The sequence below is a fragment of the Flavobacterium humidisoli genome (assembly GCF_023272795.1).
Lineage (GTDB): Bacteria > Bacteroidota > Bacteroidia > Flavobacteriales > Flavobacteriaceae > Flavobacterium > Flavobacterium humidisoli.
On the sequence record NZ_CP096829.1, the window covers coordinates 496,773 to 513,478 of the forward strand.

9 protein-coding genes are annotated in these 16,706 nt (G+C 37.1%); 6 read left to right on the forward strand and 3 right to left on the reverse strand.

Annotation, left to right across the window (positions count from 1 at the left end):
• Positions 1 to 195 precede the first annotated feature (195 nt).
• Entirely contained in the window at positions 196 to 2,226 is a 2,031-nt protein-coding gene (mobC, locus tag M0M44_RS02455; RefSeq protein WP_248728356.1) for a conjugal transfer protein MobC, read from the forward strand.
• Positions 2,227 to 2,385: 159 nt separating this feature from the next.
• Complete coding sequence (locus M0M44_RS02460) at positions 2,386 to 4,728, forward strand: hypothetical protein (RefSeq protein ID WP_248728357.1); 2,343 nt, start codon at positions 2,386 to 2,388, stop codon at positions 4,726 to 4,728.
• Between the two features lie 8 nt (positions 4,729 to 4,736).
• Here M0M44_RS02460 and M0M44_RS02465 read toward each other — a convergent pair whose 3' ends face one another.
• From M0M44_RS02465 to M0M44_RS02475, 3 genes are all read right to left on the reverse strand, one after another.
• Complete coding sequence (locus tag M0M44_RS02465) at positions 4,737 to 10,064, reverse strand: N-6 DNA methylase (protein WP_248728358.1); 5,328 nt, start codon at positions 10,062 to 10,064, stop codon at positions 4,737 to 4,739.
• Entirely contained in the window at positions 10,051 to 10,485 is a 435-nt protein-coding gene (locus M0M44_RS02470; protein WP_248728359.1) for a DUF1896 domain-containing protein, read from the reverse strand. The genes M0M44_RS02465 and M0M44_RS02470 overlap by 14 nt, the downstream gene beginning before the upstream one ends.
• A gap of 221 nt (positions 10,486 to 10,706) precedes the next feature.
• Entirely contained in the window at positions 10,707 to 13,133 is a 2,427-nt protein-coding gene (locus M0M44_RS02475) for an aminotransferase class I/II-fold pyridoxal phosphate-dependent enzyme (RefSeq protein ID WP_248728360.1), read from the reverse strand.
• A 235-nt stretch (positions 13,134 to 13,368) separates the two neighbouring features.
• Here M0M44_RS02475 and M0M44_RS02480 point away from each other — a divergent pair, with 235 nt between their 5' ends.
• From M0M44_RS02480 to M0M44_RS02495, 4 genes are all read left to right on the forward strand, one after another.
• Positions 13,369 to 13,749, forward strand: coding sequence for a DUF7793 family protein (locus M0M44_RS02480; RefSeq protein WP_248728361.1), 381 nt, complete (start codon positions 13,369 to 13,371; stop codon positions 13,747 to 13,749).
• Between the two features lie 27 nt (positions 13,750 to 13,776).
• On the forward strand, positions 13,777 to 14,691 hold the full coding sequence (locus M0M44_RS02485) for an AraC family transcriptional regulator (protein ID WP_248728362.1): 915 nt from the start codon (positions 13,777 to 13,779) through the stop codon (positions 14,689 to 14,691).
• 129 nt (positions 14,692 to 14,820) lie between these two features.
• Positions 14,821 to 16,335: a MauE/DoxX family redox-associated membrane protein gene (locus M0M44_RS02490; protein WP_248728363.1), complete on the forward strand. Its 1,515-nt coding sequence runs from the start codon at positions 14,821 to 14,823 to the stop codon at positions 16,333 to 16,335.
• Between the two features lie 88 nt (positions 16,336 to 16,423).
• Positions 16,424 to 16,690 (forward strand): DUF6520 family protein, encoded by a 267-nt coding sequence (locus M0M44_RS02495; RefSeq protein WP_248728364.1) that lies wholly within the window; start codon positions 16,424 to 16,426, stop codon positions 16,688 to 16,690.
• The last annotated feature ends 16 nt before the right edge of the window (positions 16,691 to 16,706 follow it).

Below are 16,706 nucleotides of genomic sequence, written 5' to 3' on the forward strand. Positions count from 1 at the left end.
TTGATATTTAAATTGATGAGATACCCAAAATAATTTTCAGGACTATAAATTTAATAAAAAAAGCGATGTAAAATCTAAACCTGATTAGAACCGCTTGAGCGCCAAATACTTCCACGCAACTCCAATACCTGCCACATTCTTACAGCCATGCTTCAAAGCCTTTAAATTCACGTCCAAACATTTAATAATTAGAAAATGCAGGGAGAAGATGACTTAAGAGGATTAGCCAAAATCATGGAGTTTATGAGAGCGGTCAGTATTTTATTAGTCCTGATGCACTGCTATTGGTTTTGTTACGAGTTTTTCAAAGAAGAACAATGGACATTATCTGTCATTGATAAAATACTGGGAAACTTTCAGCGCACAGCAGGACTGTTTTCCCATACGCTGTATACGAAGGTATTTGCTTTGGTTCTTTTGGCATTAAGCTGTTTGGGCAGTAAGGGTGTTAAAAATGAAAAGATTACATGGAGCAAAATCTATACAGCGCTTACAATAGGCGTTATTTTTTTCTTTCTCAATACGCCATTACTCAGGCTGCCCATTGAAATGGCCGCATTTTTATATGTTTTCACCTTGAGTTTGGGATATATTTCACTGCTGATGGCAGGTGTATGGATGAGCAGGCTGCTCAAAAATAACCTAATGGAGGATGTATTTAATATGGAAAACGAAAGTTTTATGCAGGAAACCCGGTTGATGCAAAATGAGTATTCCATCAATCTGCCTACTAAATTCTGGTATCGCAAAAAACAGCACAATGGCTGGATAAATATTGTAAATCCTTTCCGCGCGACTATCGTATTAGGCACCCCGGGTTCCGGTAAATCGTATGCCATTGTAAACAACTACATTAAACAGCAAATCGAGAAAGGTTTTTCGATGTACATCTATGATTTCAAGTTTGATGACCTTTCTACCATTGCGTACAACCATCTATTACAACATACCGACAAATACAAAGTCAAACCAAAGTTTTACGTCATCAATTTTGATGATCCCAGAAGAAGCCATCGATGCAATCCGATCAATCCTGATTTTATGACCGACATATCTGATGCTTACGAATCAGCCTATACCATTATGCTTAACCTGAACCGTTCGTGGATTCAAAAACAGGGAGATTTCTTTGTCGAAAGCCCGATTATTCTTTTGGCGGCTATCATCTGGTTTTTGAAGATTTATGATAATGGAAAGTATTGTACTTTTCCTCATGCTATTGAACTGCTTAACAAAAAATATGCAGATGTTTTTACCATTTTAACCACCTATTCCGAACTGGAAAATTATCTGTCGCCGTTTATGGATGCCTGGCAGGGAGGTGCTCAGGACCAATTACAAGGCCAGATAGCATCAGCAAAAATACCATTGTCCCGTATGATATCCCCAAGCCTTTATTGGGTAATGACCGGTGATGATTTCTCATTAGATATTAATAATCCTGCAGCTCCAAAAATCCTTTGCGTGGGCAATAATCCTGACAGGCAAAATATTTATTCCGCTGCATTGGGTTTGTACAATTCACGAATCGTAAAACTCATCAATAAAAAAGGACAGCTCAAAAGTTCTGTAATCATTGACGAGCTTCCCACAATTTACTTCAGGGGGCTGGACAATCTGATTGCTACGGCAAGGAGCAATAAGGTAGCGGTATGTCTGGGGTTTCAGGATTATTCCCAATTGACAAGGGATTACGGAGATAAGGAGAGTAAAGTCATTCAGAATACGGTAGGGAATATTTTCAGCGGGCAGGTTGTCGGGGAAACGGCTAAAAGCCTTTCGGAACGCTTCGGTAAAATATTGCAGCAGCGTCAGAGTATGACCATCAATCGAAATGATAAATCAACTTCTATTTCAACACAGCTCGAAAGCCTGATACCAGCATCCAAAATCTCAACCCTGACACAGGGAATGTTTGTGGGGGCAGTTTCCGATAACTTTGAGGAACGTATCGAACAAAAGATCTTTCATGCGGAGATTGTGGTCGATAATGAGAAAGTGGCTGCTGAAACTAAAACCTACCAGAAAATCCCGGAAATACTTTCTTTTGTAAATGAAAATGGAGAAGATAGGATGAAGGCTGAAATTGAGGCCAACTACAAACAAATCAAACTGGATATTGTCTCAATAGTAGCAGATGAACTGGAACGGATTAAGAACGATCCGAAACTGCAGCATTTAATACCAAAAACAACTGATAAGAAAAGTAAAGATGAACAGAATTAAACCTTCGCCATAAAAATTCTATATTCAATAACCAACTAAATATTTTAGAATTAAATTGATAAATAATTGCTATTCTAAGTTCATCTATGATTCAAAAACTGAAGATTTGTTGATGAATTATTATATATTTAAGCTCTTTTAATATCTAATAATTGTACTATGCCAGTAAGCCGTAAGAGAAAGATTGTGAAAAAAAATAAATCTTCTAAGAAAAAATATAAACCTTACCAAGCAGTTACACAAAATCTTTACCGAATTGACAATCCTTTTCAAGAAGAAATAAGTTTTGAGCAAAGAATAAAACCATTTTTAGAACTAGCTGAAAGATCGACTATTGAATTTGAAATTGAGTTTCAAAAATTGCAGGAGTATTTTAAGGACTATGATCCTCTATACTTATGTTCTTTTTGTATTTTTTATTTTATTGCTGAAGAAGAAGGCATAGATAGAGAAGCAATTGAAGGGAGACTAGACTTTCATATGTTTTATTTAGAGATTTTACAGTGCTATTCCTTATATCAGGAGAGGACTCTAAGTGCAATGCCATTAAATGAAAAAGAAGAAGATTTTAAAAAATTATTGCAAGATTTAAATCAACATCAATCGTTTGCCTATTTTAAACTTTCCGATAAAGCAGCAACAGAGGAAGAATTTGGTCCTGTCATGTTAAGACTGGAAATGATGCATCATACTCTTGCAGTTCGTAATTGGGCATATGAGGGACAAATGCAAAAAATTGCTTATGAGTTATCAGCTCGTATAAGTGCTAAGTTCGAAGATAAATTAGGATTTAAGCCTGAAGTATTTCTTGATGTTTTATTTGGTCTGGCAGATCTAAGTACCAAAAAACTTAATGCGCATAAGAATAATATCCGCCCGGCAATTATAGCTAAGAACTTTAATGCAGTATTTGATGCATATGAAAATAATATGCCTGGTGTTAGCCCAACTAATGCTCTATCAAGATTGAATTTATGGGAAGAATTCGGAAAGAATCTGCAAATGTTAAAAAGCTTCTTTATAGAGCATTCGGATTTAAAACTTAAAGATATTTTTACTATTGATTTTGAAGAAATTAAAGCCTTAACAAATACTTCGCTGAGCAACGAAGATATAAGCCAAATTTTTGATCCGCTGGCATACCGCTTTGGTGACTTAGTTAACGTAGACAAAAACCATGTTTTTTTAAATAATCCGATTCATTCAAAACCTTTTATAAGGCTTGATGAGAATAAGTATTTTTCTGCGGTGCCATTTTTATTCTCGCATCTTGGAATTGATTTACTTGAAAGTTTTATTGTACAAGAGAAAACCCTTAAAGATCTTTATATTAAAGAAAAAGGAAAATATCTGGAAGAAAAGATAGAGAAACTTTTTAAAGATGCATTTCCTGATGCAAAAATTTTTAGTGGAAGTTTATGGACTTGCCCCACAACTAATAAAATATTTGAGAATGATCTGATAGTCCTAATTGAAGATTTCGCTATCATTGTTGAAGCCAAATCCGGAACGGTAAGTAATCCTGCAAAACGTGGTGCGCCTGACCGATTATTTCAAACACTCAAGGATTTAGTGGTGGCACCATCTGAGCAAACTATAAGGTTTAAAAATTACCTGCAGAATAATAGAAAATCACATGTTTTTAAGACCAAATCGGGCGCGAAAAATGAGTTTGATTCCAACATGATAAATTACTATGTCCCACTTGGAGTGACCCTGTCTAATTTAGGATCAATTGGATGTAACTTAAAGAAACTAATTGAGGCAAAAGTTGTCACACATAAATTAGAAGAATTAGCGCCATCAATAAGTTTCACAGATCTTGAAGTTATCTTTGATATTCTTCCTTTACAAAGTGAGAAAATACATTATCTTTCTAGAAGAAGGGAGTTTGAAGCCCATGTTAACTTTCAAGGTGATGAGCTTGATTTATTTGGTTTTTATTTAAAAAATGGTTTTAACATAGGAGAAGATGAGTACAATAACTCCACCTATTTGAATCTTACTTTATTATCTAAAGAGCTCGACCCCTATATGATCGGAAAAGGAAGAGCAATACAGGTAAAAAAACCTTTTTTGCAAAAAACACAGTATTGGTCAGACACTCTTAATTATATCAATAGCAATGGTGAAAATTGGCTGGTGGCATCTTTTATTTTATTAAACTTACCAAAACAAGATCAAGCACTATTTGAGAAGAAATTAAATGAACTGAAAAGCAGCATAGTAAGAGGCAAAATGAGTAAACCTCATAATTGGGTAAGCCTTACCTGCGGACCCGAAAGAAGACAGTATGCAATAGTTGGGTATCCTTATAAAGATATTGATACTGCCACCAGGAATAATGTGTTAGACCAGATATTAGAACTGGAAAGTAAAGAGAATTTGCGTGGAGTCGTTGTCTTAGGTTATAATCTTAATAATCCAAATTATCCCTATTCCTTTATTGCAGGAAATTTAGAAACGAATTTGTTTGATAAACTGGATCTGACAGATAATTAGTCCTGCAATCAGGAGATTTTCAGTTTCTGAGAAGGCTGTGATGTCTTATTTTCTTGTAGTTTTTGTTCAGGATCTTCTACTTGTTGTTCCGGAGTAATGGATAATTGTATTGACCGTTCCAGTGTTGCCAATTCATTTTTTAGTTCGGCAAGTGTATTCTCTTTGGTCCAAATGCTGTTTACTACTTCATGAAGTACAGGAATATCTTTTTCAATGGCATTAATCTTTTTCTTTTCCTGTTCTATCAATGCTGGTATTTTATCCAGCGCATTTAAAAAGTTCATGGCTGCCAGTTTAGAATCGGTCGCCATCTGCCCGTTGTTATAGGTGTATTTTATATTTCCTTCTCCCTGAATAAAAAAACGGTTATCCCTGATGCTAATCCCTTCTTTTTGCGAAACCTCTGTTTTTACCAAAAGTGTAAATCCGTACAATGTACCAATTTCCTCATACTGTCCCTCTGTACGTGCTTTATCAGCAAGCAGATTGAGCTTTTGACCAATCTGCTTTGTATCCGCGTCCCCAGATAATCCAATGAGCTTCACAGGATTCGTTACTGTACCATCCTTATTTTTCTGAATGCGTTTTTCAATATTCTGCCAATCAATTGATATTCTTTCCAATAATGATTTTGCTGATTCAAGGGTTGCCGTACTACTTTCCAGTTTATATCTTGACATAGACTTGGAACGGGTGAAAGCCTGTTTTTCGCTTTCCAAGGAAGTAATCTTTTTTTCCAATTTGGCTTTTTCCAGCAAATCGGTATTGCCTGATAGAATGGCGACATACTCCGAGAAATTCATTCCAGATTTTTCATCCATACCTCCTTCGTCAATGGTACGCTTACCGAGACTATTGTTTTTGAGCTGATCGATAAATAACTGTTTGTTGTGTAACAGGTTAAATTTGTAGCTGTCCAAAGATTTTTCAACTGCATAAATGATTACATCTACTTTGTTATCTGCAAAATATTTGGCAATCTCATTGCCTTTGCGAATGGCCCTGCCATCCCGTTGGGCTAAATCACTTGGTCTCCAAGGCGTATCCAAATGATGTATCGCAACTGCACGTTTCTGGGCATTGACTCCAGTTCCCAGCATATCGGTTGATCCAAACAGTATTCTGATTTTCCCTTCGTTCATAGCACTGATGAACTCCTTGCGCATCTTGTCGGTTTTTGCCTCCTGAATAAAGCGTATTTCATGTGCAGGAATTCCGTGATCCTCTATCAGTTTGCGTTTGATTTCCGAATACACATTCCATTCCCCCGGTTTGTAGGTGCCTAAATCAGAGAATACAAACTGGGTTCCTTTTTGGGCATTAAAGCGATTGTAATATTCGGACAACTTTGCCGCACAATGGGAGGCTTTACTGTCCGAGTGATCATCATACTTCTGACTGATCATACGCATATCTAAAGACATCTTACGGGCATAGTCGGTAGCGATTAGCATTTTTGCTTTTTCTTCGGAGGCAGACAGTTTTGCTCTTCCCAGTAGTGTTGCATCACCCATTTTGGCAAACTCCATCAATTTTTGGATGAATATCTCCTGCTCGGGGGTAGCCGGAATATTATGCAGTATTTCATTCTTTTGTGGACGGTCTATACCAATACCTTTTGCTGTGCGGTAATCCGTAATCTCTGTGTAAAACTGAGCCAGTTCCGGTACTTTTATAAAATACCGGAAGCGTTCTTTTTGAGCAATATTGTTGGCTACTGAGAATTCATAATCTGTAGTTTTTCGCGCATAGATAGCTGCCCACGCATCAAAGCAATTGACACCTTGTTTTTCCAAAGCCTTCGGGCGCAGGTATTTAAATAATAAATAAAGTTCAGTCAACGAGTTGCTGATGGTGGTTCCGGAAAGAAAAGTAGCACCTAAATCCTTTCCGCTTCGTTCCTGTATCGTTCTAATAGCAAATAACAGGTTCAATGCCTTTTGGCTTCCCTGCATATTGCCGAGTCCCGCAACACGGTCATGTCGGGTGTTGAACATCAGGTTTTTGAATCGGTGGCTTTCATCCACCAGCAAATGGTCAACGCCCATCATCTTAAAATCAACTATATCATCCTTGCGGTTTTCAATATCATGTTGCAATGTTTTGAGTTTGACTTCCAGATTTTGTTTTCGTATAATGACTCCCTTGAGCATTGCCCGTGATATTTCTTTTCCCTGAGACTGCAATGCTTCAAGGTTTTCTTCAACACTATCGAGTTCCGTCTGTAAGATCTCTTTTTGCATTTCCGGGGATTGCGGTATCATCCCGAATTGGTCATGGGTCAGGATAATGCAATCCCAATTATTGTTTTTAATCTCCCCGAAAATACGCAGTCGTTTTTGAGGTGTAAAATCTTCTTTACCCGGATATAATATTTTAGCATGTGGATACGCTTTGCGATAATTTTCGGCTATTTCGTGAACATTGGCTTTCAGTCCAATAATCATCGGTTTATGCGCCAATCCCAAGCGTTTCATTTCCTGAGCGGCAATACACATAATGAGTGTTTTCCCCGCGCCAACTTCATGATCACATATTGCCCCGCCGTTTAACTTGATCATCCATACCGCATCCTTCTGGCTCGAATATAGGTCTTCAATCCCCAACGCTTTTCTGTCCAGCCCTGGAAAGTCCTGATGGCTGCCGTCATATTGCGGACGAACAAAACAATTAAAGGTATTATTGTATTTGTCAGTCATGCGTTTCTTAAATTCATCGTTTTGAGCATAGAGCCACTGGGAAAATGCTTTTCGGATTTCATCAATCTTCGTATTGGCCATCTGGATGGCTTCCATATCACGCACCTTTATTTCCTGATCGCCATGCATTACTTTTTTGGTAATGTCAGGTGTGGTATTTACCAGAGCATGTTTAAGCAATGCAATTCCGTCATAAGTACGGCTTTGAGATTTTATAGCATACTTCTCCGTTATACGGATATTTTTGGTATCACAATTAATTGAAAAATCATCCGTATTTTCCGTGTAGTGAATCCGGACGTCGGTATCAAACAAATGAGAAGCAAAATGGTTGTAAATATTAGTGGGTATCCATCGTTCGCCTAAATTAAAATCCAGTTCTTCAAACTCGATGCGTCTGGGAAAAGCCTGCTGCAGAGCGGAAAAACTATCCCGGGCTTGCAGATCTTCGGGATTTTGTTCTAAATAGTTATTTATAGCGTGGGCTTTTTCCACCACATTTCCTGAAATCCACCGCTCTGCTATTTCATATTCATTTTCCAAAGGATTATAGAAAATATGCCCTTGTAAGCTCTCTTTCAGATTGTCAAGGGATAATCCGCTGATCTGCGACATATATTTCAAATCGACAATGCCATATTTATTGAGTGATGCGGCCAATGCTTCGTCAGGATTATCAACTGTTACTGTACTTACTGAAAAACTGACAGGATGGTGGAAAATATCCGATTTGTGGACCACACCGCCAATCACACGTTCCAGATAAGGAATCTCGTTTCCGGCGCTATCGGTTTTGATCAGCTGGATGTTCTCCGCGCTGTTCACATTCCCAAATCTTTTGACAAAGACATCATACAGACGATTGAATTTTTCCCTTTCGGGTGTATGTTCAGTTTGTTGTTCCGCTTCCTTCTGATACAAGTCCAGATAAGCATCACGTAACTGAATATAGCACTCTGCCCGCATTTTTTGCATTGGAGGAAGTGGCAGTGGCTCAAATTCCGCTTTTTGTTCGTCTCGATCCAATACCTTAAGATAGCCGACATAGCCTTTGTATATCACCAGACAATCCTTTCTGTAAAAGGACTGTAATTTGTCCGTATAAATGCGCAGTTCTTCAGCGCTTATATTTTGTGAGCCCGCACTATCTGAGAATAAATCTCCCAATATTGGCTTATTTTCTCTATCGTGTTCTTTTGGAACTGATGGGATCGTATTATTTTGGCTCAATGGTAAATCAAATAAATTTCCCTGCCGGATGGGTGAAACCATTTTTCGTTTCGATCGGTGGACCGCTTTCTTTTTTTGAGGTGTTATTTTTATTTCGGATGTATTCTCATATAAACTAAACAAGCTTAATTGTGAAGCTGCTGAAAAATTCACTTTAACTATTGATTTATCGGTAGCAGATTCCTCTTTTTTAATGGCAATTACAGGTGTAATGGCCTTAGCTATAGAATCTTTAGAAATAATTTCTGTGGTATTATGTCCATTATATAAGTCGGAATCCAAATGATTGGAGATATCGTCGGACAACATTCTTTTTAAATCTTTTGCTATTCCTTCAATACCGCCTTCATGTTCATAAATCAAAGCGGGCTTGCCATACATATCGGTTGCTTGGTATGAAGAGGTATGTACTATATACTCAGCGTTTTCAAATAACATACTGTTTGAAGTATTGTCAGAAGTGGTATAAGTGCTACAGAAATGCTGCTCCCTTTGGGAAAGTCCTGATTTGCCATTGTTTTTTTGCAGTACAATCAAATCGCTCCCCACTTCGGTTCCCGCATAATCGGTAAACAAATTATTGGGTAAGCGTATGGCAGAAACCAGGTTGCAGTTTTGCATCAAAGCCTGACGTACGGGTTCATTTTTGGCACTGTTCAAAACTCCCTGTGAGGTGATAAATGCCAATAGACCACCGTCCCGAAGCATGTCTGTGGATTTTAGAAAGAAGTAATTATGAATACTTCGGGCAGCTTGTACGCGAGCCGGATCCTTGCTGCGTATATAAGAAAGGTCAAATATTGATGCATCTCCAAATGGAATATTGCTGGCAATTACATCATAGGTTTCTTTGTCCCTATCCGGGATTTCTTCAAATCCGGCAACCCGGATGTTGTTATCAGGATAAAGCTGTTTTAATAGTTGTCCTGTGAGGAATTCCTTTTCGTATGCCGTTATATGTGATAGCCTTTCATTCCTGAATGCTTCTATAAATGATCCTGTTCCGGCGGATGGTTCCAGAAAGCGTTCGATATTTATTTGATTTTCCCCAAAGGAATCTGCAATGGCTCCAATGACTGAAGGCGGGGTGTAAAAGGCTGTCAGGACGGAAGCTTTTATACTGTCTACATAACGATAGTATTGTTTTTCGTCCTGTGCATTTTCCCGTAATAGGTGGTGAAGTTCCTGAGTCAGCGAAAATAAATCCTGTTCGGATTTTACCCATCGGTCAATATCATTGGCTTTATCAGCTGGATTGAGTACAAATTTAAGACCACCAAAACCACTATATTTCATGAGCAATTGCCGCTCGGTTTCAGTAGCTTGGCGTTTTTCTTTTTCCAGCAGGAAAACAAGCTGCAACGCCTCGATATTCTTTTTTAAATGTTCTCTTTTATTGTAGCCCATTATCTTCTATCCAGATTTGAATAGTGCCGGTAAGTTCGGTGTAGAGCAATTCAAATTCCTGGCTGTCGGCAAAGTCATCCGTAATTCGGTATTGCTCAAATACAGGGATGCTGACAGGCATCATTTTCAAGGCAAATGGGCGCAATTCCTCGTCAGCCATGATCGTGTCGAACTCGTTACAGATGACCCTATATATAGTATCGAATTTTGAAAAGTGCAATCCTTCAAATAATACATATTGCGCAATCTCATTGCATTGCTCAATTGTATTTCCGGCCATAAAGGCATCATTGTACACTTTAGCGGCTAATTGCCCGCGTTGTTCAATGAATTTTTTGTCCCCTGATAACTCAGGAAAGCTGCTGTTGAGCAATTCCTTTAATCGTAATGAGTAATAGGATATTTTATTCTCTGACGCCATAAGTATATCATTAGGGGATTATAATTTTACTTTACTAAAAAGCAGAGTAAAAATATAAAGAAGTATGTTAATGAATACTTTTTAGGCATTATTTGCCTTCAAACGGCTTTGATTGGCTTTTGCTAGTAATATTAAGATCTGTAACATGTTCAAAACACATAGTAAACTCTACAAAACGATTTTAATCCCACTAAATTATATCGGTGTTAAAAGAATTCAGCTCATAAAGGTGCTTTATTTTCAATTTGCATCGTATTTAGCAATTCCATTGAAAAATTATCTTTAGCCTGCAGGTAAGCAAATTTTGAAATTAGCTGTGCACCCAGTTTTCTTTTTTCAAATGTGGCTGTGATTCCAAGTTCTACTCTTTTATAATGCAGTTCCTGTGCCCGTTTAATTCCCTGGAATAAGAGTTGGCGGTATAAATTGTATTTTCTGGATACTGTATAATCCATTCCTATTAGTGATGGTACATAAGTGTGTGCACAATTCTTATAACAAAAAAGCACTCCAACAGGCTCCAGATCTGTATCATCCTTAAGATAAACCAAGATAAATTCCCAAAATGGATGGGCAGCCATTTTTTCAAAGACAGCAATGGGATACGTGAAGGTATTTACGGCATAATTGTTATTTTTTACATTTTTATACAAGCTGTATGCGTGCGCAACTTCATTATCAGTTAACCGGTCTTTGATAATAACCCGAAACATTTTTTCATACGGCAATACTTCTCTGGTAAAGTGTTTTTTAGAGCGTGGGGAAAGAATTGCAGCAAATTCCTGATTGTTATTCCAGTTGATATCCGTGATAACACAGGTTTGTGGCATTCCTATTTTTATAAAACCCAGATTATGAAACAGATCACTAAGCCATTGGTTTTCTTCGAAATCCCTTAACACCAGCATATCAGCATTTAAGTCCTGATACAGCATTTCTGCCTTCTCCAAAAGAAGCAGTAAGGCATCTTTGGATAAGGAATGCTTTTTATTTATATAGCAATGATTCCCTTCGGTAAAAAGTGATCCCATACCCAGCACTTTGGAGGTCATGTAAAATGGGTTCTTCATTCTTTTTTCTTCAAGCTGTAGAGAAACGGACACTGGCGCAAGCATATCGTCTTTCCATAGTCCAAAAGTAAAAAAAGTGGCCACTATTGGATTACCAAAATTATCACTGATGATAAAATAGTGAAATTCCCAATTATTTTCAATTTCACTGCAGTTTGTAAATGCATCCTCCAAAAAACACAGTCCATCCCAGTCAAATATATTCTGTTTATCTATGAGCTTATTCCATAACGCTGCATTAATTTGTTTGATACTCGTTTTATACTGGTAATTCAATGCCGGCTTTATAGTATTTTCTTTTTCCTGAGAGTCAGGCTGTGGAATTCCAAATGCCATCGAAACCTTATTAAGGGTATTGGAAGTTTCTTCGAGTGCTAAAGGATAGTGGTATTCTAAAGCTTCTGTGAGCCCTTTAATTTGTTCATCACCATTGTTTCTCGATATTGTAATGCGAATACCGGTGTTTTTTACCGGAACTGCCGGATACAATCCAGGATTGACAAAATAACCTTCATTAAAAAGACGCTGTACTAATTTATAGGCAGTCAGGGGCATTGCAGTACCCAAAAAGAAAACAGGTGAATTATTTGGGGTTATTACAGGCAGGGTGCTTTTGGTGATCATCTCATTGAAAAGAGATATTTTTTGTTCCAGTTCCTGTTGTAATATTGTAATTTCATCTGAAAGATGGATGTCTGCCGAAGCGCAGGCAGCAGCGACTGAGGCCGGTTCCAGCTGGGCAGAGAACGTCAGTGGTCCTCCAAAATTTTTAATCCTGTCGTATAGTTTTTTATCGGGACAAAAAAATGCAGCACCGCTCGCTCCAAATGATTTACTGAGCGTACTCATTAAAAAAACATTTTCGGGCAACTCTTTTAAAATATCCAATACGAATCCTGTACCATTTTTTCCTCTCCAGCTCATTCCATGAACATCATCAAAATAAAGCTGCAGCTGCGGATATTTTTTGCTCAATGCAAGCAGTTCGTTTACCGGTGCGTAATCACCAAACATGGAATACACACCGTCTGCCATATACCATATTTTATTGCATTTTGAAGACAAGTCTTTTATCTTGTCTTCCAGCATTTGGAGGTTATTGTGACGAATCATCTCCACGGGAATATTTCTTAGTTTCAAAGGCAGGCTGGCATTCTGAACGCTCCAATGTACCTGATGATCCAAAATTATTCCTTCCTCATCCTTTATCAGATTTGGTATTACGCCCAGATGTCCAAGTGTACTGTTTTTAGTTACAATTGCAGGCATACCATACATGGTTTCAATCTTGCTTTCCAGCTGCTGATAGACCGGATGTGAAATATAAGTTTTAGAAAGCGGAAATTGCGTTCCATATTTTGTAATGGCAGCAATAGCAGCATTTTTCAGCCGATGGTCATATTCCAGCCCCAGATAGCTGGTAGTGGCAAAGTGGAACAGGTTCCTGCCATTAATTTGTATGGTTCGTCCATCGAGTACCGTATCTTCAGCATAAAGATGGATTGTGCCTTGCTGCTTTGCCCCGGAAAGAATTTCATCTATAGTCTGAATAAAATCATTGTGCTTAATTTTTGCCATTACTATTGGATTAAAGTTGATGAATTTGTCTTGTTTTTTGAAAAAAGGATTATAAAGTTCCGAATTTAAAATAGTGGTATTACTGGATTTTAGTTAAAAATTCCGAATTGACAAACAATACTCCTGAATTGATAAGCCTCAGTAAAAATGATTGCTTACTATTGCTTTTTGCCTTGTTTTTGCAACAATCCTTTGCTGGGTATTTGCTAATTTACAAGGTCCTAAAAGCATAAGTATGGAACGCTATTTTGAAAACGAATTTGCCGTATTCTGGATCAGTGAAAAGATTCTTTTTTTTAACTACAAGCCTAATGTGGTCATTGATCTGTTGTCAGCCCAGCAGATTGTAGCGGACCGTATAGAAATTCAAGATGGAACAGCATATCCTGTTCTTTGTGACATCCGTGGAATTATCGATTCGGACAAAGCGGCCAGAAACTATCTGGCACAACACGGTTCAATCTTAGCTAAAGCGGTTGGAATTATTGCCTCGGATCAGAAAAGTGTGTCTTTTTATATGATTTCTTTTTATATGAAAATCAGCAGGCCTCAGATTCCTACCAAAGTATTTACCAACAGATCATCTGCACTAGAATTTCTAAAACCTTTTGTTTAGTATTTAAATGCACAAATAATGAAGTATATGCATCAGGAGATCAATCAGCAACGCGTAAAAAATATTAATGAAATGCTTCTGGAAATGGCGGCTGGAAATTTTTTCTATCAGATACCCCGAACAGGGAATGATGATGAGCTTGAGGTTTTGACTGTTTTAATCAATTGGCTGGCACAGGAGATAAAGGAAGGGGTGTTTCATCTGGGCTATATTAATCCTCATGCGGCCTATCGTTATGTAGTACAAAGTACATTTTTATTGGACTTAGATTTTGTTATTAAAGATTTTAGTGATGATATTCCAAGTCTATTAGGCACAGAACCAAGTAAAATACTTGGAAAGAAACTTGATGAAATTCTGGCGACCGAATCAGTACCGATATGGAGGACCATAGCAGATAAACTGCAACAGGGAGCGTTACATTACACCACGCTGCCTCTTATATTTCTAACATCTGATAAATTAATTATTGACACTTTTTGCAGCGTGTCGAAGCTTTTTCCATCCGGACTGGTAATAGTCAGCTCATTTAAGGCTTCCCCGGTAGAACAAAAAAATATCATTGGGCAGGAAAAAGAAACATATAATGAACTGGATGTACAATTAATACAGACCGTTTACGATTATGTCCTGGAATATAATGGTGCATCCTTTCCAACATTGCAGGAACTCGCCAGAATTTTTGGCACCAATGAAAATAAATTAAAAGTTGGTTTCAGATACCTTTTTAAAACCTCGATTTATCAATTGTATAATAATCAAAGACTTGAACGCTCTTTACATTTGATTCAGCACACCAAGATACCTTTAAAAAATATTGCACTCCTGATCGGATTTTCTACACATTCAAGTTTTTCGAGGGCTTTCAAAATTAAATACGGATATCCACCCACACATTTTGAAAGGAAATCTTCCTCGAAAAGTGACAATCCAATGCTATAACAATTTAATAGAGGTGTTGTAGAGGCTGAATGTAAATAATTCCGAATTGACAAATCAATCTCCTGATTGGATAACAGTTATGTAAAACTATTTTGAGAATTTTACATCACCAATTCTCAATCATCCGTCATGAAATTCAGCCAGCGTCATAAGTATATTTTTGTAGAAGTAGTTTGTTTGCTTTACATTCTGTTATTTGTTTATGCAGCAACAAGTAAATTGTTCGATTTTGAAAACTTCCGAGTACAGTTGGGACAATCCCCATTATTAAGCGCTTTTACGGATTGGATTTCTATAGTAGTTCCTGCTATTGAATATTTAATTTGTATACTGATTCTAATTCCGAAACTTCGTCTTATAGGACTTTTTGCAGCTTATGGATTAATGGCAATGTTTACAATCTATATTTTTATAATTCTTCATTATACTTCTTTTGTACCATGCTCGTGTGGAGGTGTTTTGGAAAAACTCAATTGGAAACAACATTTAATTTTCAATATATTCTTTGTTTTCTTGGCGGTGCTAGCAATACTTTTTCACTCTTTCAACAATAGAGATGCCGGAAGTAAAATAAGATTAAGATCAATATTTGCCCTTTTTTTTAGTATTTCAGTTTCTGCTTTTGCAATAGTGATTGCACTATTTCTAATGTCTGAGAATATAATTCATTATCATAATAAGTTAACCAGACGATTTCCACATACTCCCATTCATACGATGGCTACTTCTGACCTGAAATTGAATTCATATTATATTGCCGGAGCAGATCAAGATTGCATATATCTTGGAAATACTACAGCACCGCTACTAATTACAGTGTTAAGTAATAAACTGGTACAGACAGAAAAGAAACTAATCGATTTAAACCAAAAAGATTTACCATTTAAAGGAGTAAAAATCATCGTTCAGACACCTAATTTTTTCGTTGTCGATGGGACAGTACCTTGCGTATACCGAGGCAGTATTTCTGATTGGAAAGGTAAATTAATAAAAAAAAACGGAGAATATTTTACAACAGCAGAAGCTATTGATTCTACTACAATCGCTGTTTGCACGTATAGTTCCAAAAATGGAGAAGCTGTACTAGGTGTCATACATCTTGAAGACAGTGCAAAGACTATTTTAAATCCTCAAATTTTGCAAAAGCAATTTGATGGTGTTTTTGATACCGACGGACAACTGTTATATAGCAGGGGTTTGAAAAGAATCATTTACCTGTATGCTTATCGCAACCAGTTTACTGTTGCTGATACCAGCTTAAAAATTGATTTCAGAGGAAATACGATCGATACAATTTCTCATGCCAAACTAAGTATTGTCAAAGTTAAAAGCCATCATCAGAGAAAATTTTCCAAGCCTCCATTATTTGTGAATAAAAGCAGTACTGCATATAGTAATCTTCTCTTTGTAAATTCTGCTATTCCTGGGCGGTATGAAGAGGATCAAATGTGGAAAGAAGCCAGTATCATAGATGTATACGATTTGTCAAAAAACGGCTACCTATTTAGCTTTTGTATCTATAATATTGATGGAAAGAAAATGAAAAGTTTTGTTGTCCAAAATGATAAATTATATGCCCTTATCGGTAACCATATTGTTCGATATTTTCTAGACGAAAGGATTACTTCAAATTACATAAAATAAGTTACAAACAATCTATTGGCCAAATAGCAGGGATTAGATCGAAAACCTGTAAAAAAGAGTAGATCAATAACCATAAATTTCTATTACTATGAAAACTAAAATTTTCAAAATCGTTTTGCCAATGGCAGTGGTTGCACTGGGATTGGCTGGTGCTGCCAACACAAGTGCAATGGATAAAAGCGGGAAAACTGTAGCTATTATGGGCTACAAGCATATCTCGAATCCAAACAGTTGTGTGGCTGTACAGGAATGTTCCAACACTGGAAACTTTAATTGTACGGCTCCAGATGGTAGTCAGCTTTTTGCTAAACCAGCTTCAACATGTCTTACACCTCTTAAAAGAGATGTACAATAGTTGAAATTGAAGCAAA

Excerpts from the sequence above, each read along its gene's own strand:
- M0M44_RS02480 (WP_248728361.1), top strand. The coding sequence starts at position 13,369 with ATGGAACGCTATTTTGAAAACGAATTTGCCGTATTCTGGATCAGTGAA.
- M0M44_RS02490 (WP_248728363.1), top strand. The coding sequence starts at position 14,821 with ATGAAATTCAGCCAGCGTCATAAGTATATTTTTGTAGAAGTAGTTTGT.
- M0M44_RS02485 (WP_248728362.1), top strand. The coding sequence starts at position 13,777 with ATGCATCAGGAGATCAATCAGCAACGCGTAAAAAATATTAATGAAATG.
- M0M44_RS02460 (WP_248728357.1), top strand. The coding sequence starts at position 2,386 with ATGCCAGTAAGCCGTAAGAGAAAGATTGTGAAAAAAAATAAATCTTCT.
- M0M44_RS02465 (WP_248728358.1), bottom strand. The coding sequence starts at position 10,064 with ATGGGCTACAATAAAAGAGAACATTTAAAAAAGAATATCGAGGCGTTG.
- M0M44_RS02495 (WP_248728364.1), top strand. The coding sequence starts at position 16,424 with ATGAAAACTAAAATTTTCAAAATCGTTTTGCCAATGGCAGTGGTTGCA.
- mobC (WP_248728356.1), top strand. The coding sequence starts at position 196 with ATGCAGGGAGAAGATGACTTAAGAGGATTAGCCAAAATCATGGAGTTT.
- M0M44_RS02470 (WP_248728359.1), bottom strand. The coding sequence starts at position 10,485 with ATGGCGTCAGAGAATAAAATATCCTATTACTCATTACGATTAAAGGAA.
- M0M44_RS02475 (WP_248728360.1), bottom strand. The coding sequence starts at position 13,133 with ATGGCAAAAATTAAGCACAATGATTTTATTCAGACTATAGATGAAATT.